The 22230-nt window shown below is 64.4% G+C and carries 21 protein-coding genes and 2 pseudogenes; 5 read left to right on the top strand and 18 right to left on the bottom strand.

Annotated elements, in window-relative coordinates; all coding sequences use genetic code 11:
* Positions 1-58: 58 nt before the first annotated feature.
* The 8 genes from STARVERO_RS22445 to STARVERO_RS22410 all read right to left on the bottom strand — a co-directional run bounded on the left by STARVERO_RS22445 (position 59) and on the right by STARVERO_RS22410 (position 8618).
* Entirely contained in the window at positions 59-244 is a 186-nt protein-coding gene (locus tag STARVERO_RS22445; protein WP_006023679.1) for a DUF3606 domain-containing protein, read from the bottom strand.
* A 127-nt stretch (positions 245-371) separates the two neighbouring features.
* Positions 372-3644: an error-prone DNA polymerase gene (locus tag STARVERO_RS22440; RefSeq protein ID WP_159602285.1), complete on the bottom strand. Its 3273-nt coding sequence runs from the start codon at positions 3642-3644 to the stop codon at positions 372-374.
* Complete coding sequence (locus STARVERO_RS22435; RefSeq protein ID WP_159602283.1) at positions 3641-5164, bottom strand: Y-family DNA polymerase; 1524 nt, start codon at positions 5162-5164, stop codon at positions 3641-3643. The genes STARVERO_RS22440 and STARVERO_RS22435 overlap by 4 nt, the downstream gene beginning before the upstream one ends.
* Positions 5079-5831, bottom strand: coding sequence for an ImuA family protein (locus tag STARVERO_RS22430; protein ID WP_024921641.1), 753 nt, complete (start codon positions 5829-5831; stop codon positions 5079-5081). The genes STARVERO_RS22435 and STARVERO_RS22430 overlap by 86 nt, the downstream gene beginning before the upstream one ends.
* 260 nt (positions 5832-6091) lie before the next feature.
* Entirely contained in the window at positions 6092-6385 is a 294-nt protein-coding gene (locus tag STARVERO_RS22425) for a type II toxin-antitoxin system RelE/ParE family toxin (protein ID WP_006023691.1), read from the bottom strand.
* On the bottom strand, positions 6382-6687 hold the full coding sequence (locus tag STARVERO_RS22420) for a type II toxin-antitoxin system RelB/DinJ family antitoxin (RefSeq protein ID WP_137902074.1): 306 nt from the start codon (positions 6685-6687) through the stop codon (positions 6382-6384). The genes STARVERO_RS22425 and STARVERO_RS22420 overlap by 4 nt, the downstream gene beginning before the upstream one ends.
* Before the next feature lie 78 nt (positions 6688-6765).
* Positions 6766-7692 carry an ArdC family protein gene (locus tag STARVERO_RS22415; protein ID WP_159602301.1) on the bottom strand — a complete coding sequence of 309 codons (927 nt, stop codon included), beginning with the start codon at positions 7690-7692 and terminating at the stop codon, positions 6766-6768.
* A 338-nt stretch (positions 7693-8030) separates the two neighbouring features.
* Positions 8031-8618, bottom strand: coding sequence for a hypothetical protein (locus STARVERO_RS22410; RefSeq protein WP_159602281.1), 588 nt, complete (start codon positions 8616-8618; stop codon positions 8031-8033).
* 307 nt (positions 8619-8925) lie between these two features.
* On the opposite strand from STARVERO_RS22410, the gene STARVERO_RS22405 reads away from it, so the two are divergent.
* A complete protein-coding gene (locus STARVERO_RS22405; RefSeq protein WP_159602279.1) occupies positions 8926-9885 on the top strand; it encodes a tyrosine-type recombinase/integrase in 960 nt (319 codons plus the stop codon).
* On the top strand, positions 9882-10874 hold the full coding sequence (locus tag STARVERO_RS22400; RefSeq protein WP_159602277.1) for a tyrosine-type recombinase/integrase: 993 nt from the start codon (positions 9882-9884) through the stop codon (positions 10872-10874). Before STARVERO_RS22405 ends, STARVERO_RS22400 begins: the two co-directional genes overlap by 4 nt.
* Here the strand turns inward: STARVERO_RS22400 and STARVERO_RS23640 are convergent.
* The 5 genes and pseudogenes from STARVERO_RS23640 to STARVERO_RS22375 all read right to left on the bottom strand — a co-directional run.
* Positions 10816-11253, bottom strand: a complete 438-nt coding sequence (locus tag STARVERO_RS23640; protein WP_244616994.1) for a hypothetical protein — start codon at positions 11251-11253, stop codon at positions 10816-10818. The two genes, STARVERO_RS22400 and STARVERO_RS23640, sit on opposite strands and share 59 nt — an antisense overlap.
* 115 nt (positions 11254-11368) lie before the next feature.
* Entirely contained in the window at positions 11369-13504 is a 2136-nt protein-coding gene (locus STARVERO_RS22390; RefSeq protein ID WP_159602275.1) for a ParB/RepB/Spo0J family partition protein, read from the bottom strand.
* A 162-nt stretch (positions 13505-13666) separates the two neighbouring features.
* Positions 13667-14065, bottom strand: a complete 399-nt coding sequence (locus tag STARVERO_RS22385) for a hypothetical protein (RefSeq protein WP_159602273.1) — start codon at positions 14063-14065, stop codon at positions 13667-13669.
* A gap of 129 nt (positions 14066-14194) precedes the next feature.
* Positions 14195-15157 (bottom strand): ArdC family protein, encoded by a 963-nt coding sequence (locus STARVERO_RS22380; RefSeq protein ID WP_159602271.1) that lies wholly within the window; start codon positions 15155-15157, stop codon positions 14195-14197.
* A 328-nt stretch (positions 15158-15485) separates the two neighbouring features.
* Positions 15486-15695, bottom strand: a pseudogene (locus STARVERO_RS22375) (transposase); the annotation flags it as partial.
* A gap of 51 nt (positions 15696-15746) precedes the next feature.
* On the opposite strand from STARVERO_RS22375, the pseudogene STARVERO_RS22370 reads away from it, so the two are divergent.
* Positions 15747-15962, top strand: a pseudogene (locus STARVERO_RS22370) (IS110 family RNA-guided transposase); the annotation flags it as partial.
* Positions 15963-16259: 297 nt separating this feature from the next.
* Here the strand turns inward: STARVERO_RS22370 and STARVERO_RS22365 are convergent.
* A complete protein-coding gene (locus STARVERO_RS22365; RefSeq protein WP_159602269.1) occupies positions 16260-16919 on the bottom strand; it encodes a BON domain-containing protein in 660 nt (219 codons plus the stop codon).
* A gap of 89 nt (positions 16920-17008) precedes the next feature.
* The gene (locus STARVERO_RS22360; protein WP_159602267.1) at positions 17009-17779 is read right to left on the bottom strand and encodes a Crp/Fnr family transcriptional regulator; all 771 of its coding nucleotides are present in this window, start codon (positions 17777-17779) and stop codon (positions 17009-17011) included.
* A 203-nt stretch (positions 17780-17982) separates the two neighbouring features.
* Between STARVERO_RS22360 and STARVERO_RS22355 the strand changes: the two genes are divergently transcribed.
* The gene (locus tag STARVERO_RS22355) at positions 17983-18660 is read left to right on the top strand and encodes a winged helix-turn-helix domain-containing protein (RefSeq protein ID WP_159602265.1); all 678 of its coding nucleotides are present in this window, start codon (positions 17983-17985) and stop codon (positions 18658-18660) included.
* Positions 18647-20017, top strand: a complete 1371-nt coding sequence (locus tag STARVERO_RS22350; protein ID WP_159602263.1) for a sensor histidine kinase — start codon at positions 18647-18649, stop codon at positions 20015-20017. Before STARVERO_RS22355 ends, STARVERO_RS22350 begins: the two co-directional genes overlap by 14 nt.
* Before the next feature lie 38 nt (positions 20018-20055).
* Here STARVERO_RS22350 and STARVERO_RS22345 read toward each other — a convergent pair whose 3' ends face one another.
* The 3 genes from STARVERO_RS22345 to trxC form a co-directional block, all read right to left on the bottom strand.
* The gene (locus STARVERO_RS22345) at positions 20056-20412 is read right to left on the bottom strand and encodes an SPW repeat protein (RefSeq protein ID WP_159602261.1); all 357 of its coding nucleotides are present in this window, start codon (positions 20410-20412) and stop codon (positions 20056-20058) included.
* 114 nt (positions 20413-20526) lie between these two features.
* Complete coding sequence (locus tag STARVERO_RS22340; RefSeq protein ID WP_159602259.1) at positions 20527-21687, bottom strand: cation:proton antiporter domain-containing protein; 1161 nt, start codon at positions 21685-21687, stop codon at positions 20527-20529.
* A gap of 46 nt (positions 21688-21733) precedes the next feature.
* The gene (trxC, locus tag STARVERO_RS22335; protein ID WP_159602257.1) at positions 21734-22162 is read right to left on the bottom strand and encodes a thioredoxin TrxC; all 429 of its coding nucleotides are present in this window, start codon (positions 22160-22162) and stop codon (positions 21734-21736) included.
* Positions 22163-22230: the final 68 nt, after the last annotated feature.

The raw sequence follows: 22230 nt of genomic DNA, 5'->3' as shown, positions 1-22230 counted from the left end.
ACGACCTGTCCTTTGATCGCGCAACTGTCCTGGATGAACAGCCTTAGCCGCGCTGCGTTTATTTCTTCAGCTTTTCGGCGGCTGCGTTGAGTTTGTTGCGATCATTGCCGATCCGCTTGATCAGGCCCTCGGCTTGGTCCTTCGTGATGCCGTGCTTTTTAGCGAAATAACTGACTTCGTAGCCTTCGCCGCCGGCGACGCGCCGACGGTCGGCATTGCCTCGTTTCGATTTGTCGTCGGCCATTTGCATCTCCCTGGGGCTTGATCGGTCCGTCGAGTTGATTTCCGATCCTTATGGTAATTGCAGCGGTATTGTTGATCGGCCTTCGAATGCTTTCAACTGTGAAACGGGTTTAGTTTCGCGGCCGCCGCTAGTGGAAATTCCGCGTTTTCACCTTGATGGTGTCGATATGGAGGTCTGGCACATAGATGTCGCGCGTTCGCACCGCCCTCGGCGGCTGCTCGCGTGGATCGGGGGCCGAACCGCCTTTGCGGACCTGATCGCCGCGACCGTAAAGCAGCGGAAAGCTGGCCTCGCGCTCGCCGACGCTGGCCAGCTCTCCCGACAGGTCGACGATCCGCTGCGCGACCAGATGAACCACCTCGCCCTCGCGTTGGATGCGGCCGTGCACGGCGATCATGCTCGCCGCCATGATGGCGCGGCGATTGGTTTCGAAGACCTTCGGCCAGACGACGAGGTTGGCAATGCCTGTCTCGTCCTCCAATGTGATGAACATCACGCCCTTCGCTGACCCGGGCCGCTGGCGGACCAGGACGATGCCGGCTGCTTCGAGCCGGCGGCCGTCGCGCGATTCCATCGCCTCCGCGCAGGAGACGATGCGCCGACGATGCAGGTCGCTGCGAAGAAACGAGACCGGGTGACTGCGCAATGACAAGCCGACATGCCGGTAGTCTTCGACGACTTCGCCGCCCGTTTTCATCGATCGCAGCGCCACCGCGGGTTCGTTGAGCTCGGCGCTCGGTCCGTGATCGCGCGCCGCGGCGGCCACGAATAACGGCAAAGGTTCGTCCCTGAGAGCCTTGATCGCCCACAGCGCCTCGCGCCGGGCGAGACCGAGGGCCGGCCGAAACGCATCCGCCTCGGCCAGGAGAACGAGTGCGGCTTGCGGCACGTCGGAGCGGCGCCAGAGGTCGTCGACCGAGGCGAAGGGTTGATCGGCGCGGGCCGCAAGGATCCGGGCGGCGTGGCCATTGGCGAGACCGCGAACCATCCGCAGGCCGAGCCTGACCGCAAAGCGGCTTTCGTCGCGGGTTGGCTCCAGCGTGCAATCCCAGCGCGAGGCCGTGACGCAGACCGGGCGCACCTCAATGCTGTGCTCGATCGCGTCTCTTACGATTTGCGCCGGCGCATAAAAACCCATGGGCTGGCTGTTGAGCAAAGCAGCGCAGAAGACATCCGGATGCCAGCATTTAAGCCAAGCGCTGGCGTAGGCGATCAGGGCGAACGACGCGGCATGGCTTTCCGGGAATCCATACGAGCCAAACCCCTCCAATTGCCGAAACGTCTGCGCGGCGAAATCGCGCTCGTATCCGTTGGCGACCATGCCGTCTATCAATTTGGTCTTGAACGATGAGACCCCGCCCGTGAACTTGAACGTGGCCATCGATTTGCGCAGCATATCGGCTTCGCCGGGCGTGAAGCCCGCGCAGGTGATCGCCACCCGCATCGCTTGCTCTTGAAACAGGGGCACGCCCAAGGTTTTTCCGAGCACCTGCTCGAGCTCGGGCTTGGGGTAATGGACGGGCTCGCGTCCTTCGCGGCGGCGAAGATAGGGATGGACCATGTCGCCCTGGATCGGGCCAGGCCGAACGATCGCCACCTGGACGACGAGGTCGTAATAGGTCCTGGGCTTGAGACGGGGGAGCATCGACATCTGCGCGCGGCTTTCGATCTGAAACGTCCCGAGCGTATCGGCCTTCCTGATCATGGCGTAGGTACGAGGATCCTCGGCAGGAATCGTCGCAAGGTCGAGCTCGACGCCCTTGTGCTGCGCGAGCAGATCGAGACCCTTCTTCATGCAGGTGAGCATGCCCAAGGCGAGGACGTCGACCTTCATAAATCGCAACGCGTCGATATCGTCCTTGTCCCACTCGATGACCTGCCGGTCCTTCATGCTCGCCGGTTCGATCGGCACGAGATCGTCGAGCCGATCGTGGGTCAAGACAAAGCCGCCGGGGTGCTGTGAGAGATGTCGTGGCGCGCCCATGAGCTGGCGCGCGAGATCGAGCGTCAATCGCAGCCGTCGATCGGCCAGATTGAGATTGAGCTCCTCGACATGGCGATTTTCAACGCCTTCCTCGGACCAGCCCCAGACCTGGCCCGAGAGCGACGAAATCAGATCTTCGGGCAGGCCGAGCGCCTTGCCGACATCGCGCAATGCGCCTTTCGTGCGATAACGGATCACGGTCGAGCACAGAGCGGCATGATCGCGGCCGTAGGTCTCGAACACCCACTGCATGACGATCTCTCGCCTTTCGTGCTCAAAATCGACGTCGATGTCGGGCGGCTCGCGGCGCTCTTCGCTGACGAAGCGCTCGAACAACAGGTCGTTGCGTCCGGGATCGATCGAGGTGATGCCGAGAACGTAGCAGACGGCGGAATTCGCGGCCGAGCCGCGTCCCTGGCACAGGATGTCGCGTGAGCGCGCGAACCTGACGATGCTGTTGACCGTCAGGAAATACGGCGCGTAGTCGAGTTTGTTGATGAGGCGCAGCTCGTGCAGGAGGACAGCGCGCACCTCGTCGGGCAGCCCTTCGGGATAGCGCGTCGCCGCGCCCTCCCAGGTGAGCTTTTCAAGCGTCTCCTGCGGCGAGAGCGAAGGATCGTCGCGCTCCTCCGGATATTGATAGGCGAGTTCGTCGAGCGAAAAACGGCAGCGATCGGCGATTTCAAGCGTGCGCGCCAAAGCGTCGGAGTAACGCGTGAAGAGGCGATGCATCTCTTCGGGCGGCTTGAGAAAGCGATCGGCATGACGCTCGCGCCGATCGCCGAGCGCGTCGATCGTGACGTTGTGCCGGATGCATGTGACGACGTCCTGCAGGATCCGGCGATCGGGCGCGTGGAAGAGGACGTCATTGGTCACGACGGTTCGGACCTTCGCGGCCGCAGCGGCGTTCGAGAGTGCGTGAAGCCGCAGTTGATCGTTCGGCCGGCGCCGGAGCGTGAGCGCCATATAGGCGCGATCGGCGAATGCGTCGTGCAGCTGGCGCAGGTGCAATCGGCAATCATCATCGGCCGTGTCCGGCACGAGCACCGCGATGAGGCCCTCGCCGTAAGCAACGACATCGGCCCATCCGAGGCTGCACTTGCCCTTGCCGGCGCGTCGCTTGCCTAGCGAGAGCAATCGGCAGAGCCGCGAATAAGCGGACCGGTCGCTCGGATAGACCAGGAGCGACATGCCGTCGGAGAGATCGAGGCGGCAGCCGACGATCAGGCGCACGCCGGTTGCCTTCGAAGCTTCGTGTGCGCGCACGATGCCGGCGAGGCTGTTGCGGTCGACGATCGCGAGCGCCTCGATGCCCTGCACCGCCGCCTGGGCGAAGAGCTCGTCGGCCGAGGAGGCTCCGCGCAGGAAGCTGAAGTGCGATGTCGTTTGCAACTCGACATAGCGATGGGTGCTCATCCGAACACCCCGTGCATGAACCAGCGATGCGATCCGGTCGCAGCGTCTTCGCCGTCGCCGGCGCGATACACCCAATATCGCTCGCCGGCCTCGTCCTCGAGCCGGAAATAGTCGCGCACCGCGACGAGTTCGGCATCACGCTTCCACCATTCGCCGAACACGCGCTCGGGCCCGTCGGCCCGTCGCACACGGCGGCGGATACCGCGCCAGGTAAAAGTGACCGGCGGATGGTCGGGCAAGAGCGCGACAGTCTCAATCGGCTCGGGGCGCGGCAGCAGGCGGGCCGGTCGCGGCCAATGGCCCGGCCAGGTGGCGCCGGTATCGGGCGCCATCGCAGGAATTTGAGCGACGGCCCGCTCGGGCACGTCGCTCGATAGCGGCGCCGCGCGGTAGACGGCGCGCTCACCGACGCGGTTGGCCAGCGTGTCGATCAGGTCGGACACATCGGGGATGGCCTCTTCGATGAGCGCGCTGACGGTCTGCTTGCGGACCAATGGTTCGGCGATGCTTGCGACGAGGGTCAGGACTTCAATGCCGAAGCCGGGATCGATCGTCTCGATCCTGTCGCACAAGAGGCGGGTGAGGCGCTTCGCGTCGCGAACGGGCACAGCCATGCCGACGCGGATTGCCTGGCGCTGGTTGTCGACGCGCCGCAGATGAAGATCTAGCCGTCGCGCACCGAGGTCCATTTCCTCAAGGCGTTCGCACAGCGCGACGACGAGCTTGCCGATGTAACGCGCGATGGTCTCGGCGGCGCCGATCGGTTCGGCAAAACTGCGCCGGACCTCGATGAGATCGGCCGGCCGAACCGGATCGATCGGCTCCGCCGCCGCGCCGATCGCCTGATCGAGCCGCCGCCCGAGCTCGGGACCGAAACGAAGCGTCAGCGGCGCACGCGGCTGCAATAGGAGGTCCCCGATCCACTCGAAGCCGAGCACACGCAGATCGTGGGTCATGGCGGCCGGCAAACGTAGCGCTTCCAACGGCAAGGGAGAGATAGTCGCCGGACAATGTCCGGGCGCTGCGACGAAAGCCGGCTGTGCGACATAGCGGGCGAAGGCGTGCGCAGCGCCCCAGCTGTCGGCGACGGCGGCGCGCGCGGAGATGCCGGACATGGCAAGGCGCCCGATCAGCGCATCGAGCATCGCCTCCTCACCGCCATGGAGATGGTCGGCGCCCGTGGTGTCGATCACGATGCCGTCGTCGCCATCCACCGCGACGATGGGGGCAAAACGTTGCAGCACCCATAAGGCGAGGCGCTCGAGCGCCTCGAAATCTGCGACCGGATCGGCATCCTGGATGAGCAGGTCCCGTACGAGGACCTGCGCCTTCGCGACCGGCATGCCAGGCCGAAGGCCAGCCGCCTGCGCGGCGGCATCCGCCGACACCACCACGCGCCGGCTTCCTTCCCGGCCGATCAGGATGAGCGGGGCCTCAAGCGGAGGCGCCGCGTCGCCGCCCTTCCGCCGCAGCCGGTCGGTCGACCAGCTCGGCAGGAAGAGCGAGACAACCCGTGTCATCGCAAGCCTCCAACTCGAAATCTGCACTCTCGCCCGCGCGGGCGCGGATCAATTCGACGAGCCATCGATGACGGCCCACACCGGGAACCGGAAGCGGCGACGAGGGCAACACCGAAATTCTCCAGCGCGTCATGGCTGCGGTCGGTTGCCCGAAATCGGCTGCCTCGGTCTGGCGCCGCCAGCGCCGGAGCGCGATACCGATCGTACCGGCTCCTTCAGCCGCGAGTTGGAGTCGCCGTGACGCAGTCATCGAGAGACGCGCGACCTCGCCAACGACGGCGCCCAGTCCGCCATGACGAAGACCCTCCTCCATGCAGGCGAGAAGCGACTTGTCGTCACCCGCCTCGACGTAGATCACCCTGTCGGGCGGCAAACCTGCCTGGGCAAGTGCGGGCGCGAAAAGGTCTGGGCGCGTGATGCACCACAGGACCTTGCCTTTCGTCCGCGCTGCGACGCCGCCGGCGAAGAGGGCTGCGGCCGCGCCGTCAACGGCGCCGAATCCGCCGCCCGCCACCTCGTGCAGAGCGCCGAGTGCCAGCCCTCCGCCGGGAAGTCGTGAGTCCACCTCGGCGATTCCGAATGGAAGCACCGATTTCGCGCGCGGGGTTCGACCCTCGATCTTCTCGATTTGCGCGCGCAACGACTCTATGGCGGGCTGCGGCCGCACGTTGGTCCTTGACCTCCTGCGATGGCTCTTGCATCATGTTCTCTATTTGTTCTGTGCTGTTGGGGCGAGAGTCAAGAGCGGTTGAGCGAATCGCGTCTGAGGTGAGGCGATCGGGACGCGAAGGGCTTTGCCTTTGCGGGCGGGGCTGAGACAATTGCCGGTGTTCGTTCACCCAGAAGCATGATGCCGCCGCGGTTGCCCTACGATCTGCCTCGCAGCCTCCAACTGCCACCCCAGAAAAAGGGGTGATGATGGCTGGCTCAGCCTTGCGGCAGCTCATCCGGCCATCTTTGGGCGCCGTGCAGGACGCGCAGAATTCGGATCGTCTCAGCGGTCACGGCGTAGGCTGCCACATAGGGCGTGCCGGTGATGACGAGCTCGCGCGTGCCGGCGACGCGGCCGGGACGGCCGCTCTCCGGAAAGTCGACCAAGCGGCGCGCTGCGGTGGCGATCCGCTCGTCGACGGCGATCGCCGCGCGCGGATTGTCCGCTTCGATATGGGTGAAGATGCCGTCGCGATCGGCGAGCGCGAAGGCCGACCAGACGAGTTTCACGATCCGCCGGCGGCCTTGCGCCGGGCGTCCGCGCGGCGAGCGGCGAAATGCGTCTCGGCCTGCTCGTCAGGCACGTCGGGGCGCGTATCCTGCAGCGCCTCTTGCACCTTCGTCCGGAACCAGGCGTCATGCGCCTCGCTGTTGGTGACGAGTTCCAGCGGAAGCGCGCCTTCATTGGCGGTTCGGGTGAGCAGGATGCGCACGGCGTCCGACACCGTGAGCCCTATGCCCTCGAGCACGGCGGACGCGCGGTCCCGTACGTCAGCGTCGATTCGGGTCTGAACAAGCGCATTTGTGGCCATGATCGCCTCCTTTCCAAGGAAATGTAATGCAATTGAATGACGAATGCCAGCCCCCGTCAAAGGCCGGAGCGGAGAGCATCAAGCCGCCTCCGGCACAGTCTCCGCCTGCGGCTGCAGACCATGCAGATAGGCGCAGGCCCGCTGCGCGTGCGCGGCGGCCGAGAAGATGAAGCGCTTGTCGTTGGCGAGGACCGCGAGCCAGGATGCGAGGTAGCTCGCATGGTCGGCGCGCGGCTCGAGCTCGGGGACGATTCCTAGATCGGCGCTGACGAAACAAGCGCCCAGATCGGCGATCAGCTCCTCGCGGGCGCGTTCGCTGCGATCGCTGTGATAGCGCGAGAGATCGCGGTTGAGCCGATGCTCCGCGCCAGCCCAATGCACGGTCTCATGCGCCAGCGTGGCGTAATAGCTCTCCGGGTCGCGGAACGACTCGAAGGGCGGCATCTGAATGAGATCGAGCAACGGCGCGAAGAACGCCCTGTCGCCGCCGTGCCGGATGACGGCGCCGGTGTTGGCAAAGAATGCGTCGGCATGGGCGATGCGCTGCGCCGCCGCTGCGGGCGCCGCCGGCCGGGCGTATAAGTGCTCCGGCAAGCCGTCGATCTGGTCGACGCAGAAGACCGAATAAGCGCGCAGGAACGGAATCGCGCGCTCCACCTCGTCGCCATGCTCGTCGGTCTCCGTTCTCGTGAGCCGATTGGCATAGACGACGGTCGTGCCGGTCTCACCCTTGCGGACATTGCCGCCGAGCTCAAGGGCCTGCTTGAACGTCATCCAGATCGGCGAGGCGAAGCCCCGCGCCACGGCCTCCGACCAGAGCAGCACGACATTGATGCCCTGATAGGGCAGGCCGTTGTGGCGCAGGGGCCGCGTGATGCGTCCGGCGCCATTCGCAGCGCTCCACGGCTGAATCCACGGGCGAACACCGCGTTCCAGGTCGGCGACGATGCGATCTGTGATCCGCGCATAGATGTCGACGCGGGACTTTGTTTGCTTACCAGTCATGATCCGAACCTCCGTTGGAGGCCGCGCCGATCGCGGCCCGTCACGGCGGTCCGCCGCGGAGGCCCGCACGGCCGCGCATCCGGTTGAGGTTCATGAGCGAGATGACTGGCGACGCGCCGGACCGGAACGTCAGTGGAGGACGGCCACGCCGTTGCGCTGCCGCGCAGGCCGGAGCATGGACCGAAAGCCGAGACGGGCGGCGATCGCCGCCCGCATCTCTCCTTCTCCTGCCTTCTTTTCGCGTCCGCGCTGCGCGACATGAAAAAAGCCGGTCCCGAAGGACCGGCCGGAATTGGTCGGAGAGGAAGAAAGGCGGGGCCGAAGCCCCGCCGGCGGCATCACTCGAATGCCGCCATCTGGACCTCTGCCGCCTTGCGGCTGACGGTCTCGCCGGGATGCTCGGGATGGCGCTCGAACGGCTTCCAGCTCTCGCCGACGACGTGCTCGTAAGCGGCGATCGCGCCTTCGGCCGCCATGCGCAGGGCGTGCGCCTGCACCCCGACTTCGGCGGCGAACTCGCGCTTGCGCTGGGCCGCGGAGTCGAAGCCGACGGGTCCGTCGAGGTCCTCGTCGCGGGCGTCGTTGGCCAATCGCGCCGTCGCCTCGCGGGCGTCGGTCACGGCCCGGCTGTAGAACTGCCCGGCGCCGTGGGCGGAGCCGACATAGGAGCCGACGATTCGCTGCAGGTGGATCTGCATGGCGCGTTCGCTGAGGCCCTCGCCGAGCACGTCCGCAGTCTCGGTGATGAGCCGCTGATGCAGATCGCGGATGCCGTCACTGTCGAGGATGGTGAGACCGAAGCTCTCGGCGATGCGGGTGGCCTGCGCTGCGTCGGGGCAGACGAGCCGGATCATTTCGACCGTGGTGCCGCGGCGAAGCTGGACAACGCGGGCGCTGGGGCGGGATGCGCGAGCGGTCTTGGTCATGGGAGTGTCCTTTCCTGGTTGCGCCGTCGGGGTCGATCCGGCCCCTGCCGGACCCCCTTCGGGTGCGGTCGCCCGGCGCCGCCGGCACGAGGGCCGCTTCAAGACCCGGGGGCCGCCAGGCGAGCGAGGTCCGGTTGCGGACAAGCGGGGCTCCAGCCCTGCGCAGGCCGCGGCCGGGCCTTGTCGAGATCGGCGGGCTCCGGCCGCTTGCGGCTTGGTCTTGAAGCGGACCGCCGGGGGCGCAGACCGCAGCAAACCCGAGGGGCGGGCCGACAGGGTGCGGGCCGGGTTGGCGATGCCGGAAAGGATGGATCTGGCCACGCCGATCACCATAGACCTTGATCGATATCTCCATCTTCGCCGAATGTTTGGCGCCAAGCTGAGGACCGAGGAGTTGCGGTTGCGCAGCTTTGCCACCTTCGTGGACCAGGCCGGAAAAGGCGTTGTTACGCGGGAACTGATCCTCGACTGGATGAAAAGCCAGCGGCCCGCCTGCGGTGGAACCAAGGCGAGTAGGTTCACTGCCATTCGCCTGTTCGCCGTATGGCTACACAGCATGGATGAGCGTCACGAGGACCCGCCGCCGCGCGGCTTCGTTCCGGGCAGAGTCACGCGACCTGCGCCATATATCTATAGCGATGCCGAAGTCGCGCAGATCATCAGGGCGGCACGGGAGTTGCCGTCTATCTACGGGATGCGCGGCCTGACCTGCGCGATGCTCTATGGTCTTGTCGCCGTGACGGGGATGCGCATTGCGGAAGCCTTGGCTCTCGACACGGCGGATTTTGATGCCGGACAGCAGATTTTGCATGTCCGCAATGGCAAAAACGGCAAGGAACGGCTCCTTCCGATTGATCCGGATGTCTCAGATCGACTGACGCACTATTGCTCCGAGCGGGACCGGCTGCTTGAGCGACACTCGGAACCGCTCTTCGTGAATTGTAAGGGTGCGCGGCCTAACTATTGCTGGGCGCGAGCAAACTTCGTCCGGGTCTGTCAGAGTGTCGGACTGCGCGGCACATGGTCGAAGCCGATGCCCGGCAGCCTTCCACGCATCCACGACCTTCGCCATACTTTTGCCGTCAGGACGATCACCGGATGGTATAGCGCTGGACATGACGCTGCGCGCGAAATGCACAAATTGACGACCTACCTTGGTCATGAGGGGCTCAGGGACACCTACTGGTATCTTCAGGCCGTCCCCGAGCTTTTGGAACTGGCTTCTGCACGGGTCAGTGACGGTTCGGCAGCGGAGAACTCGCAATGAGCGCCGCTACATTCCCTGCCTTGGTGCAGCGCTTCTTCACCGATCGCTTGTGCGTCCAGATGGAAGCTAGCCGTCATACCATCGCAGCGTATCGCGACACCTTCCGCCTGCTGATCCGCTATGTCGGGGCTCGCAGCGGCAAGACCCCGACGAAGCTGGAGATTGCCGACATCGATGCCGACATAGTGGCGGACTTCCTCAGCCACGTCGAAGTGTCTCGCGGCAACACAATCAGATCCCGAAACGCCCGGCTCGCCGCGATCCGGTCATTCTTCCGATATGTCGCGATGACCGAGCCGGCTTGGCTGCATCATTGCCAGCGCATCCTAGCCATGCAGAACAAGCGTCAAGTGAAAAGGGCCGTGACCTTCCTGGATGCCGAGGAAATCGCCGCGCTGCTTGGCGCACCTGATCGCAGCACCTGGGTCGGGCGACGGGATCATGCGCTGCTGCTCCTTGCCCTTCAGACCGGCTTGCGGGCTTCGGAACTGGTCAACCTGAACTGCGGAGATATCGTGCTTGGTACCGGTGCCCATGTCAAATGCTTGGGGAAAGGCCGCAAAGACCGCCGAACGCCATTGCGCCGGGACACGGCCAGACTGATCCAGTCCTGGATCCGTGATCGTAAGGAAAGTGCCGGTCCGCTGTTCCCCTCGATCCGTGGTGATCGTCTCAGTCGCGATGCGCTCGAACATCTGGTCCGAAAATACTGCACGTCGGCTGCGCAGACCTGCCCGAGCCTTGTGGGAAAACGCGTCACGCCGCACACCCTTCGCCACAGCACCGCGATGGAACTTTTACATAGTGGTGTCGATCAGGCAGTCATCGCGCTTTGGCTGGGCCATGAATCCGTGGAAACAACTCAGATCTACATCCATGCCGATATGCGGCTGAAAGAAAATGCTCTGCGGCAAGTGACAGCACCGGGTGTCAGATCGGGTAGATATCGCCCGGACGATAAGTTGCTGGCCTTCCTCGAGTCGCTCTGATTATGCCGAATAGTCGCATGGCCACGGTTAACACTACCACGCCCAGGCCGTGGCCATGCGGCATAATCCTAGCACTGGCATAATACGCCTTATGCCGAATTCGGCATAACGCATATTGGAAACCCCAGCAGCCGGTGAGGCCGAAGGTTTTCGCGCAGAGCAGCACGAAGTCGATGACGCGCTGCGGGCCGCCGGTCACGTCATCGCGGATCCAGAGCCGCCTGCCGCCATGTTCGGGCTGGATCGAAAGCAGGAAGCCGTCGGACGGCGGGTCTTCCGCCGCTTCGGACAGCCTGTTGTAGAGGTCGAGTGCGCGGGCCGCGTTCTGCGGCGTGCCGACATCGAGCAGGCATGAGAAATGAGTGAAATAGTCGGCCATGTCAGGCTCCTGAAACGAGAGGAGCCCGGCTGTTCCCCGTTGTGGGGGGCCGGGCTCGGATAAGCGGATGGGGTGAAGGGATGCGAGGCGGCCAGGGCCGCCCCGCCTAGTTCGGCTATTCCGCAGCGATCATGCGGGCCGGGTCATCCTCGCCGTCAGCGTTGGTGGAAGACTCGTCGTCATCGTCGGCGAGAAAGTCCGGCAACGCCTCGGTTTCTCCCTCCGTCGTCGCCAGGTCAGGAGCCAGCTCGGCACCGGCAAGGCGCAGCGGCTCGGGCAGCCAGCCGGTGTCGGCGAGCAGCCGCTCGGCTTCCTTCGCCATATCGCCCTTCTTCAGATGGTCGATGAGCTGCGCGGCCCGTTCACCCGCGCCTTCGCGCACGGCTTCGAGGATGCGCGCCTTGGTGACGCGACCGAGATAATTGCCGACGGTTGGACGCCAGCCCGCCACGGCCATGTCGAGGCCGGTGGCGCGGGCAAGGTGATCGGCCTCGGCAAGGCGCAACTGGACCCCATGCGCGGAGATCGCGCCGCAACCATAGCGGTCGGCCCGCTCATAGAGCGCGTTGACGCCGAACGATGCGCAATGGGCGAACAGTTCGGCCTGCTCAGTGCCGGCAAGCGCGGCGAGCGCATCCCAGAGGTCGGCGACGTTAGCCGGCAGGCGTGCTTCCCAATCCTTGTGGCGCGCCTCGATCGCACGCGCATAGGGCGTGTCCCGCAGTTCCGGCGACTGCGCCTGAAACACCGTGCCGCGTACCGCGACTTCCATCGCGACGCCGTGGGCGCTGTAGCGCGAGAAGACGTCGCGGCAGAACTTGTGCAGCACGGCCAGGAAGGCGGTCGCCGCGTCGCCCGCAAGCTTGTCCCTGAGCGCCAGCGTGCGCTCAGCGGTCAGCTCCATCACGAGACGGTCCGGCAGGGGCTTGATGGCGTCTTCCTCCTCGTCATCCGCCTCGATGGGCTGTCCGCCGATGCTAATGATCGTGCGCTGGCTGGAACCGTCCCCGTCGGGATCGCCCGCCGTCTTCCCGTCACCATCCTCGCCGCCATCGGTGGCCGGAGCCTCGTCCTCGGGCTTCACATAGCCGCGGTCGACGAGCAGCGAGCCATCGGAATCGATGCTGACGAAAACGCCGGCGCGTGCGATGTCGGCCGGATCGTAGCGGACGTGACGGGTTTCGAGCGCGTCGGTCGCGGTCTCGATCTCGCCCAGGCGCTCATCGACCTCTTCCGGCAGCTCGTCCGCATCCTCATATTCGGCCTGGAGCTTGTCATACTCGGCACGCAGGGCATCGAGCGTCGCCTGTTCCTCGGTCGTGCGATCGATCGGCGTGCCTTCCAGTTCGCGCAGGCCATGTGTCACACCATAGGGGAAGCTGACGGCGACCTCGATCCACTTCCAGCCTTCATTGGCGATCTCGTCGGCCATGACCTTCAGCTTCTCGGCGGCCAGCCGGTCGAGCAGCGCCGCATCCTGCAGCCAGCCGCCATCGTCGGACTGGAACAGGTCGCGCAGGACGATGCCGCCTGCCGCCTCATAGGCGTCGATGCCGACGAAGACGGCGCGCTTGTCGGAGGCGCGCACCGTCGATTCCGTCAGCATGCGGCGGATCTGATAGGGCTCCTTCGACCATGAGCCGGAGATCGTCTCCCAAACCTGCTCCTGGCGGGCATGATCGGAGCTGACGGTGAAGGCCATCAACTGCTCGAGAGAAATGCCATCCTCAGCATAGAGATCGAGCAGCTTCGGCGAGACGCTGGCGAGCCGCAGGCGCTGCTTCACCACATTGGCCGAGGTGAAGAAGGCTGCTGCAATGTCCTCCTCGGAGCGCCCTTTCTCGCGCATCGCCTGGAACGCGCGGAACTGGTCGAGGGGATGAAGCGGCGCCCGCTGGACGTTCTCGGCAAGCGAATCGTCTTCAGCGAGGATGTCGGTCGCGGCATCGCGCACGACACAGGGCACGGGCGCGTTCTTGGCCAGGCGCTTCTGCTTGACCAACCGTTCGAGCGCGCGGTAGCGGCGGCCGCCGGCCGGGATCTCGAACATGCCGGTTTCCTTGCCTTCGGCGTCGAGCACGGGGCGGACGTTGAGGCCCTGAAGCAGGCCGCGCCGGGCAATGTCCTCGGCCAACTCCTCGATCGAGACGCCGGCCTTCACGCGCCGGACATTCGACTGGCTGAGCACCAGCTTGTTGAAGGGGATGTCGCGCGAGGACGACAGGGTGATCTTCTGAACGGCAGTAGCCATCGGGATTTTCTCCGCGACGGGCGGCCGAAAGCCTCTCTCCCGGCCTCCAACCCGTCACGAAAATCCCCTCGACCCTCTTCCTCTCGCGGCGGCGAAAGCGAAGGCCGAGGGGAATGAGAAGGGAGGGTCGGCGGCCCGTGCGCTACAGACACTGGCATCCGATCAGCCCTTGGGACGGGGACGCTCCGCCACGGCGGCCAGGACATCGTCAAGCAGTCCTTCGGCCGCCCGCAGCGCCCGTTCGGACGACAATGGCGTCGGCTCGAGCCTCGTCAACTCGCGGATGCGAAGACAGCGATAGTAGGGCGCCAAGATCCGCGTCAGCATCCGCACGTCCGGGTGACGTCGATGAAGTCCGAGCCGTTCCGCGGCGGCCAATGCCTTGACCAAATCGTGCCGAACCTCATCGCGGCACCGATCGTCGTTCCAGCCCCGGAAATGCAGGTAGGATTTCAGCGACAGCTCGACAGCGCATCCGATGAGATGAAAAAGGACCTCGCGCGAATGGGAATCGCCCGCCGCATGCAGGCGGTGTGCCCCGGCAAAGGAACTCAACCGCATTGTCGAAGAGATATTTCCCCCGCCAGCGCTTCGATGACCTGCGCGCCCGCGCGGACGCGTGACTGGCCGCGGGGGATGATGAGGATCCCTGCCGGAAGCGGCGCCGGCCTGCTGGAGTCGGCGCGCGCATCAGGCTGCCTCCCGCTCGTCGGCGTCTGCGGACACTGGAGCAGGCCGCCCATTTTCGGGCACAAACTTTAGCAGCCAGTCGGCCGCCTTGCTGGCCTGCGACGCCGCACGGACGATGGCGCGATTGTCCTCGCGCAGGACCTCGGCCCAGGAGCCGATGTAATCGGCGTGGCGCACGGTCGGAACGATGCCGAGAGCAGCACAGCAAAATGCCGCTGAAATCTCGGCTATCATCTCCTCGAAGGCGTACTTCTTTGTGCCAAAGGAACCGGAAAGGTCGCGATTCAGGCGATGCGGCGCCCCGCTGGCATGGGAGCATTCGTGCAGGGCCGTCCGATGCCAGTTGATGGGCTCGAAGAAGGCCTGGGGCGGCGGGACCATCACATAATCGCGCGCCGGCACGTAGAAAGCACGGTTGCCTCCGATACGGAAATCGATCCCGCTCGCCTTGATCAGCGCCTCTACCTTCGGCTCGATCAGGCCCGGTTCAGGCGGCGGCACGACAATGGCGAGGTCGTCGAGCAGGCACTCGCATTGCGCCAGGTTAAAAACCGTGAAGCGCTTCAGGAACGGGATCGCCTGGGCTTCCTCGCCGGTCTCGCGGGCACGCTGCTTCTCGTCGTCGGGGACGAAGCGATCGGCATAGACGACCGTGGTTCCACGTTCGCCTTTGCGCACATTCCCGCCGAGCGAGAGGGCTTGACGGAAGGTCAGCCAGCTCTGGCATGGGAAGCCACGCTCGATCACGGCGCCCCAGAGGATCAGCACATTGATGCCGGAATAACCTCGGCCCGTGGCGGCGTTTTTCGGCATGGCAAGCGGCGCCTTCGCCGCCGCCGTGCCCCACGGCTGGACCCAGGGTAGCCGGCCGGCCTCCAGCTCGGCGAGGATCTTTCCGGTGATTTCGTCATAGAGGCTCGTCCGGTCGGAGCCGGAACGGGCGTGCATAGCATGTCTGGACATCGCGGGTCTCCGCGACGGGCGCCGGAGGCCTCTCCTCCAGCCCTCAACCCGTCGCGGCAAACCCGGTTCGCACTCTTACTCATAGGGGACGTTGCGTGGTCTCCCCACAGAAGGGGGTCGGCGGAGACGCCAGGCTCGACCTCGGGGGGAGGCTTTCACTACCGCCATTTTCGGATCACGGCGCTGCGGCTTCCAGTCTGCAGGCCTATGACTTCCAATTATCATGGCTGATAGTCCAATATTCGGGATCGGAAGTGCGGTCGTGTGCTAGGGAGTGGTGGAGGAGCGGCTGAGCCGTCGTGCTCTCCGGCGTTTCTGGCCGGATTGGTCATGCGGCCGCGGTTGGCAGCATGAGGGCCAGATCATCGCGCAGAGGCGTGATGGTCTCCAGGGTCAGGTAGCAAGCCCGCTGGACGGCCCATTCGTCCCTCTCGGGGAGAATGGCGCCGACGAGGTGCGTGAAGGCGTCCTCTTTGCGGAAGATGCCGACGACTTCGGAGCGACGCTTGATGTCGCCGTTGAGGCGCTCCAGCGAGTTGTTAATCGGTATGAGGATCTCGGTGCCGAAGTTCGGCGGCGGCTTTGTGGGCTGCGCCGAACAGACGAGATGGTGATCGAGCCGACGGGGAACTGCATGGCGGTCTCGCGGGTGCTGTCGCCCTTCGTCGAGCAGGTGGTGATCGCCAACCCGCTACAGGTCAAAGCGATCGACAACGCACACGTGAAGACCGACAAGGTCGACGCCGGCACGCTGGTGAGCCTCTACACGGCCGGATTCCATAGGTCATTACCCAAACCAGTCTGGCTGCCGGTGTCATGGCGCTCTCTCCCTTGCTCGCAAGGGAGAGAGCTTAAGCCAAGCCGTGATGCTCCACGGCGCCATTGTCCTCGCCGTGCTCCTGTTCCAACTCGTGCTTCGACGGCCCGGGAGCGCGGAATGCTGACGGAGCGCGGCAAAACGATGGAACAGACGAACGGCGTCTGCTGCCAGGTCGATCCGGGCCACTCGGCAATGAGGCGGGGCCACGGTCGCCGCTGCCGGCGACCGTGGCCAAATGCGACCATTACGCTGGATTGATCAGGTGGCGGCGAGCGGAGCAGCCTAGCCGATGGTGATGCGATTATCGACGCTCGTCACCCCAGGGGCAGCCCACGCCGACCGCTCGGCTTCCTGCTTCTCGGCCCAGGAGCGAACCGTGCCGCGCAGGATCACCTTGCTGCCGTCCACCTCGACGGTGATCCGGTCGGCATCGACCTGGGCGCTGCGGACCAGCGCATCCTGTATCTTCCGCTTCACTTCGGTTGGGGTTACCTTTGTCTTCACGACGATCATGTTGGTCACGCCCTTGACGCCCGTGATCGAACGCACCGCCCGCTCGGCCCACTCCTTCTGGTAGTTCCATTCGGCTTCGCCCTCGAGTGTCAGCCAGCCGTTCTTCACCACGACCTTGACCTTGTCCGCGGCGCCCCAGAGCTCCCGTTTGACGGCCTTGACGGCCTCCTCGGCGATCTCGGGATCGGTGCGTTCACTGGCGAGCTTGACTTCGATGTCATTCGCGACGCCCTTCACGCCGGACACGCGTTTTGCGGCCTTCTCGGCGTAATAGGAGTCCATGTAGCGCTTGACGAAGCCGGTCAGCGTTACGACGCCGTCCTTGACGGCCACGGCGATGTGGCTGTCATCGATGATGGAAGGATCATATTTGATCTCGTCTTCGACGTCCTTCTTGATCGAAGCATCTGTGCGGAACCATGAGACCATGACGCTCTCCTTTCGTCGGTTGTGCGGGAAGCTTCTTCGCTTCCGGAAACCACGATGGAGGCGATCCGTCCGCGGCGCATTGACCACCGTCATCGGGCTGAGATTTCGATCGGGCACCGGTCCCGAACGTTAGGCCTTGCGGGCTGCGGGTCGCCGGCGATCCGGCGTAGCTTTCCCTCATCGACGACCTCGATGCGGCTCGCTTCGATCAGCCGTATGGCTCCGGCGCGCTCAAGCGCGTGAAGGGACCGGCAGAGCGTTTCGCCGGCGATCGCCAGATAGGCCGCCATGTCGCGGCGCGGAACCGGGAACTCGATGGCCCGTCGGCCCGACGGGGTAATCTCCCCGATACCTCGCGCGATCAGGCAGTGCAGATAGGCCGCCACGCGCGCGTCCCGCCTTTGAATGCCCAGCAGGGACGACAGTTCGTAGGCTGCATCCAGTTCATCCAGTGCTGCTGCAAAGAACGTGCGTTCGAGCCCCCTGTCCGCTTCCATGAGCGCCATAAAAGTCCGATGATCGAGGCAGGCCACGTGGGCAGCCGTGGCCGCCTCAACGCCGCAATCGCGCACCCCTCGGCCAGGACTGCCGAACAGAGCGCCTGGAAACAGGAATCCCAGCACGCGATATGTGCCGTCCTTGTGAAGCTTCTGGAGACGCAAGACGCCGGACAGGACCACGCCAACGAAGCTCGGCTCGGTGCCCTGGTGGATCAGCCCTTCATCCGGTTCCAGACGACGAACCCACCCACAATCGCAGATGGAGCGGTGCAGACGGGAACTTTCATGTATGGCGAACTGCGACCCACCGGATCTCCGGGTCAATTTGGGGGCGACCGGTTCGCACTGCGGCATGAACATGACTCCCTCCCTGGCGACTGCAAGGCCAAGGATGAGGCAAGAAGTTCACGTCTGGCTGGCGCGAAGTTCACGTTTCTGTAAGGTAGGCTATGGGGGGCTGACCACCGTGCCATCGCGCGAAAGGGGCGACCGACATCTGATCTGGATCAAAGACGTCCATCGGGTCAGAAGCTACCCTGGCGCTAAAGCGAGGACCCAGACCCATGAAAATCCTGCTTCTGGAGGACGACGCAAAGCTCGCCGGTTACGTTTACAGGGGTCTCGAAGAGGGCGGACACAGCGTCGATCACCTCACGAACGGATGTGACGCGCTCTCTCATGCGCTCTACGCCGAGATCGACCTGGCGATCGTGGACCGGATGGTTCCAGGTATCGACGGGGTATCGGTGGTCCGGGCGTTACGGGGCGCGCGGAAGCAGGTTCCCGTGCTGATGCTCACGGCGCTCGGCGACGTCGCCGACCGGGTCGAGGGGCTCGCCGCCGGAGCCGACGACTATCTTTGCAAACCGTTCCATTTCGCGGAACTGCTTGCCCGGATCACGGCGCTCGCCCGCCGTGGTCATCAAGCCTTCGAGCCCCATGTGCTGAGCGTACACGACCTCTCGCTCGACCTGCTCGCCCGCACGGCGAAGCGGGGCGGCAAGCAGATCGACCTTCAATCGAAGGAATTGGCGCTGCTTGAGGTTCTGATGCGCAATGCCGGCCGCGTCGTGCCGCGCACGCTGCTGCTCGACAAGGTCTGGAACCTGAATTTCGAGCCGAGTACCAGCATCTTGGAAACCCAAATCAGTCGACTGCGCGCCAAGATCGACAAGCCATTCGACCTGCCGCTCGTTAACACCGTTCGCAGCATGGGCTACACTTTGCATGGCCCTAGCTAGCCTCTTTGCGGCCTCAACATTCCGAACCGCAGTCTATGGCTCCGCGGTGCTGGTCGCAGCGCTCGTCGTCAGTGGGGTAACTGTCTTTTCGACGGTCCGCACGACTCTGGACGAGGACGTTCGCAACCAGGTCGAGTCCGCGCGAGCTGCCCTCATCGAGGTGTACGCGGCCGAAGGCAGAGACACCTTTCTGGATCACGTCCGACGGATCGCCTTGCGCCTTGGCGCCTGGCGCGAGGCAATCGTCGTATATGATACCCAGGGCCAACGATTGGCCGGCAACATCGCTATCCCGCCACCGCCGGAGGGTTGGCATGAGATCGATGATCCCGCGTTGACGGTGGCTGTCAGTTACCCTCGGATTCTTGCCAATGTCAGCGTGCTCGGCGATTTTACGGTGCTCTCGGGCCGCTCGCTGCAAACGCGGGACGTGACGCTGCGGACGCTCGCGTACTCAGTTTCCGGCCTTGCTCTCCTTGTCATGATTACCTTCATCGGCATCGGCATCGTCCTCGGCAGTCGGGCCCAGCGCAGACTAAGTTCTATCGGCGCGGCGCTGGAGCGCGTGTCGCTGGGCGATCTTTCGGCCAGAGTACCAGTCGATTTCGGGATTGATGCGACCGACAAACTGGCGGGCCAGATTAACAACCAGTTAGCGCGACTCGAGTCGCTTATCTCCTTGACACGCGCGACGTCGGCCACCCTCGCCCACGAGCTGCGAAGCCCGCTTGCCCGTGCGACGCTCGCCATTGAGCGCGCCGCCGACGCCGCAGAGAGCGACCGGGCAAAGCAAGCGCTCGGTGAGGTGGAGGCTGAACTCGCTCGGATCGCCGCCGTGTTCGACTCCGTTCTGCGCATCGCACGCATCGGCAGCCAACCCTCATTGGACAGCGGGCATATCGAACCGGCTGCACTTCTCGCCGAGTTGGTCGAGATATTCGGCCCCGTGGCGGAGGAACGCGGCATAAAGCTCGAGCTTGCGGCACCCGACGATTCGAACCTGCTGCGCGGCGACGTGTCTATGCTCCGCCAGATGGTCGCCAATTTGATCGAGAACGCGCTGGCCTATTGTCCGGCAGGCGCAACGATAACGCTTTCGGCGGAACCGCGGAGCGGCGGCAGGGTCGCGCTCGTCGTCGCCGACACCGGACCGGGAATCCCGGAGGAGGAGCGCTCTCGCGTGACAGAACCCTTTTACCGCGGCGATGCCGACAAGGCGAATCGCGGCACTGGGCTTGGCCTTTCCATTGTCCAGGCGATTGTCGCCCGCCACGGAGCGCGCCTCGAACTTCTCGATAACCGGCCGGGTCTGAGGGTGGTGGTGGAGTTTCCACCTGCGGGACAAGCACCCGCGTGACATGGCAGGTTTCGGATCGGGAGCCTGCGCGCCCGCATTCAAGGTCGTGAAGCGCCACCTTTCCGCCACAGTGCCCAACCGGACAGGAACGCTATTCCGGCGCCGCAAATAACGGCGTTTGTTTGAGCAAACGGCGTGTCGGCAAAGCCGATCACCCAAGGCGAGACAGTAAGCCAGGCGCCGAGGGCTAGTCCCAGCCAACCCTGCCATTCCGCCCTCTCCGCAAGGGCAGCAACAGCAACCAGAAGCGCCAGCGCACCCGTTATGACGAAACTCCAGATTGTCAGCGGCGCCCATGCGCCACCGGGCGTCATTTGCTGCAGCACGAGCGGCGACACGACCAGCCAGCCGCCAAGCGCGACCACGATCCAGCTGTGCCAATTGCGCGTGCTCAAGTCGCTCATCTCTGACAGCCAAAGGCACCCTCACTGTGACGACTTGCGCATAAGGCGCCAATGACCGCCGTCATTGCAGCAATAGCCAAGCGCGAAGGCTGGTGCGTTCCAACTTCACTGCAGGTTCGACTGAGCATCTCGTCCGGCCCATCGGACCAGAACACTCCCGCACAACATGCTTATGCCGATGGCTATGAACAGCGGACCGCCAAAGCTGGCGGGAAGGAGGCCTGAGGCCAATGAGACCGAAAGCAGCATGAGGCTGAATTCGCCTCCGTGAGCCAGGATGATGCCGGTTCGCAATGACGCCGGAAGTGGTTCGCCAAACCCGCGAGCGACAGCGAGAAAGATCAGCGCCTTGCCGAAGAAGAGGATCGCGAGCCAGATCAGCACAGCGGGCCAGGATGACGCCAAGGTTCCGAGCGGAATTTGCGTCCCGATGCCGATGAAGAAGATGCCGACGAAGAGATCGCGAAAGGGTCGGATTTCTCTTTCGACGGCATGACGCGCATCGCCTTCACCTATGACCATCCCGGCGGCGAAGGCAGCGAGCGCCGGAGAAAGCCCGGCGAAGGCTGCGGCGATAGCGGAGCCGAGTGCGATCGCGAGCGCGAGTAGCTGTGCAAGCTCTGGATCGCCAGAGGCTGCAATCCACTTGGCGATCAATTGCAACGGTCCCCGCGCGATGAAGAGAAGAGCGACCAGCGCCACGGCTCCAAGAATTACGGTAATCGCTCCGAATCCTTCGGCGGCGCCGCTCGATGCATCGTACAACAACAGGAGTGCCACGGCGGCAAGGTCCTGAAACAGAAGCACGGCGATCGCCATGCGCCCCGGCAGCGAGCCAAGGGCGTTCACGCTCGCCAGCACCTTGAGGCATAGCGCGGTGGATGACATCGCGACGGCTCCGCCGATGAGGACCGCGGGGACGATGCCAAGGCCGAACAGAGAGATTGTCGTCGCAGAAACGAGGATCGTCGTGACCGCAACCTGCGCCATGCCCACACCGAAGACATGACGCTTGAGAGACGCGAGTTTCTCGAATGAGAATTCCAGGCCGAGCGCAAACAGCAGAAGGACCACCCCGATTTCACCGATGGTGGTCAGGGCGGCGCTCTCTGAAACCAGTCCGAGACCCGACGGTCCGATCAGTAGCCCCGTGAGAATGTAGCCCACAATGCTTGGAATTCCGATCCGCGCGCAGATCGTCACGAGCACAAAGGCTGCGACAACAAGGAGAGCGCCACTTTCGAGAAAGCCGGTCGTGCCGTGCAAATCGATTACTTTCCACTTCGCTGCGAGCGATGGCCAAGGTCGACAATCAGTCTCGTGACTGCGAACGCACCCAAGCCGTTATTTGCGAAGCCGTCATGGCGCCGCTGGTTCTGCCAACCTCGCGGCCGGCCTTGAACAGGATCATGGTGGGAATGCTGCGGATCCCGTACCGGCCCGCGATCTGTTGTTCCGCTTCCGTATCGAGCTTGCCGAGGCGGACATGCGGCTCCAGTGAACGCGCCGCAGCTTCGAACTGGGGCGCCATCATCTTGCATGGCCCGCACCATTCTGCCCAGAAATCCACGAGCAATGGCAGCTCGGCGCTGGCGTGGCGGTCAAAATTGGACGCAGTGAGAATGACCGGCTTCCCCTGGAAGAGCCGAGCCCCACAACGGCCGCACTTGGGATCGTCGGCCAGGCGATCTTCGGGAACGCGGTTGGTCGTGCTGCATTCCGGGCACACGATGGTGGGCATTACACTTCCTCCAAACGACTTTACCGCCGTAAACGAGCGGCGTTCTTCTTCTGACCTGTAGCAACAGG

The organism is Starkeya nomas (genome assembly GCF_902703545.1).
Classification (GTDB): Bacteria; Pseudomonadota; Alphaproteobacteria; order Rhizobiales; family Xanthobacteraceae; genus Ancylobacter; species Ancylobacter moscoviensis.
This window is presented reverse-complemented; position numbering and strand designations above follow the sequence as displayed.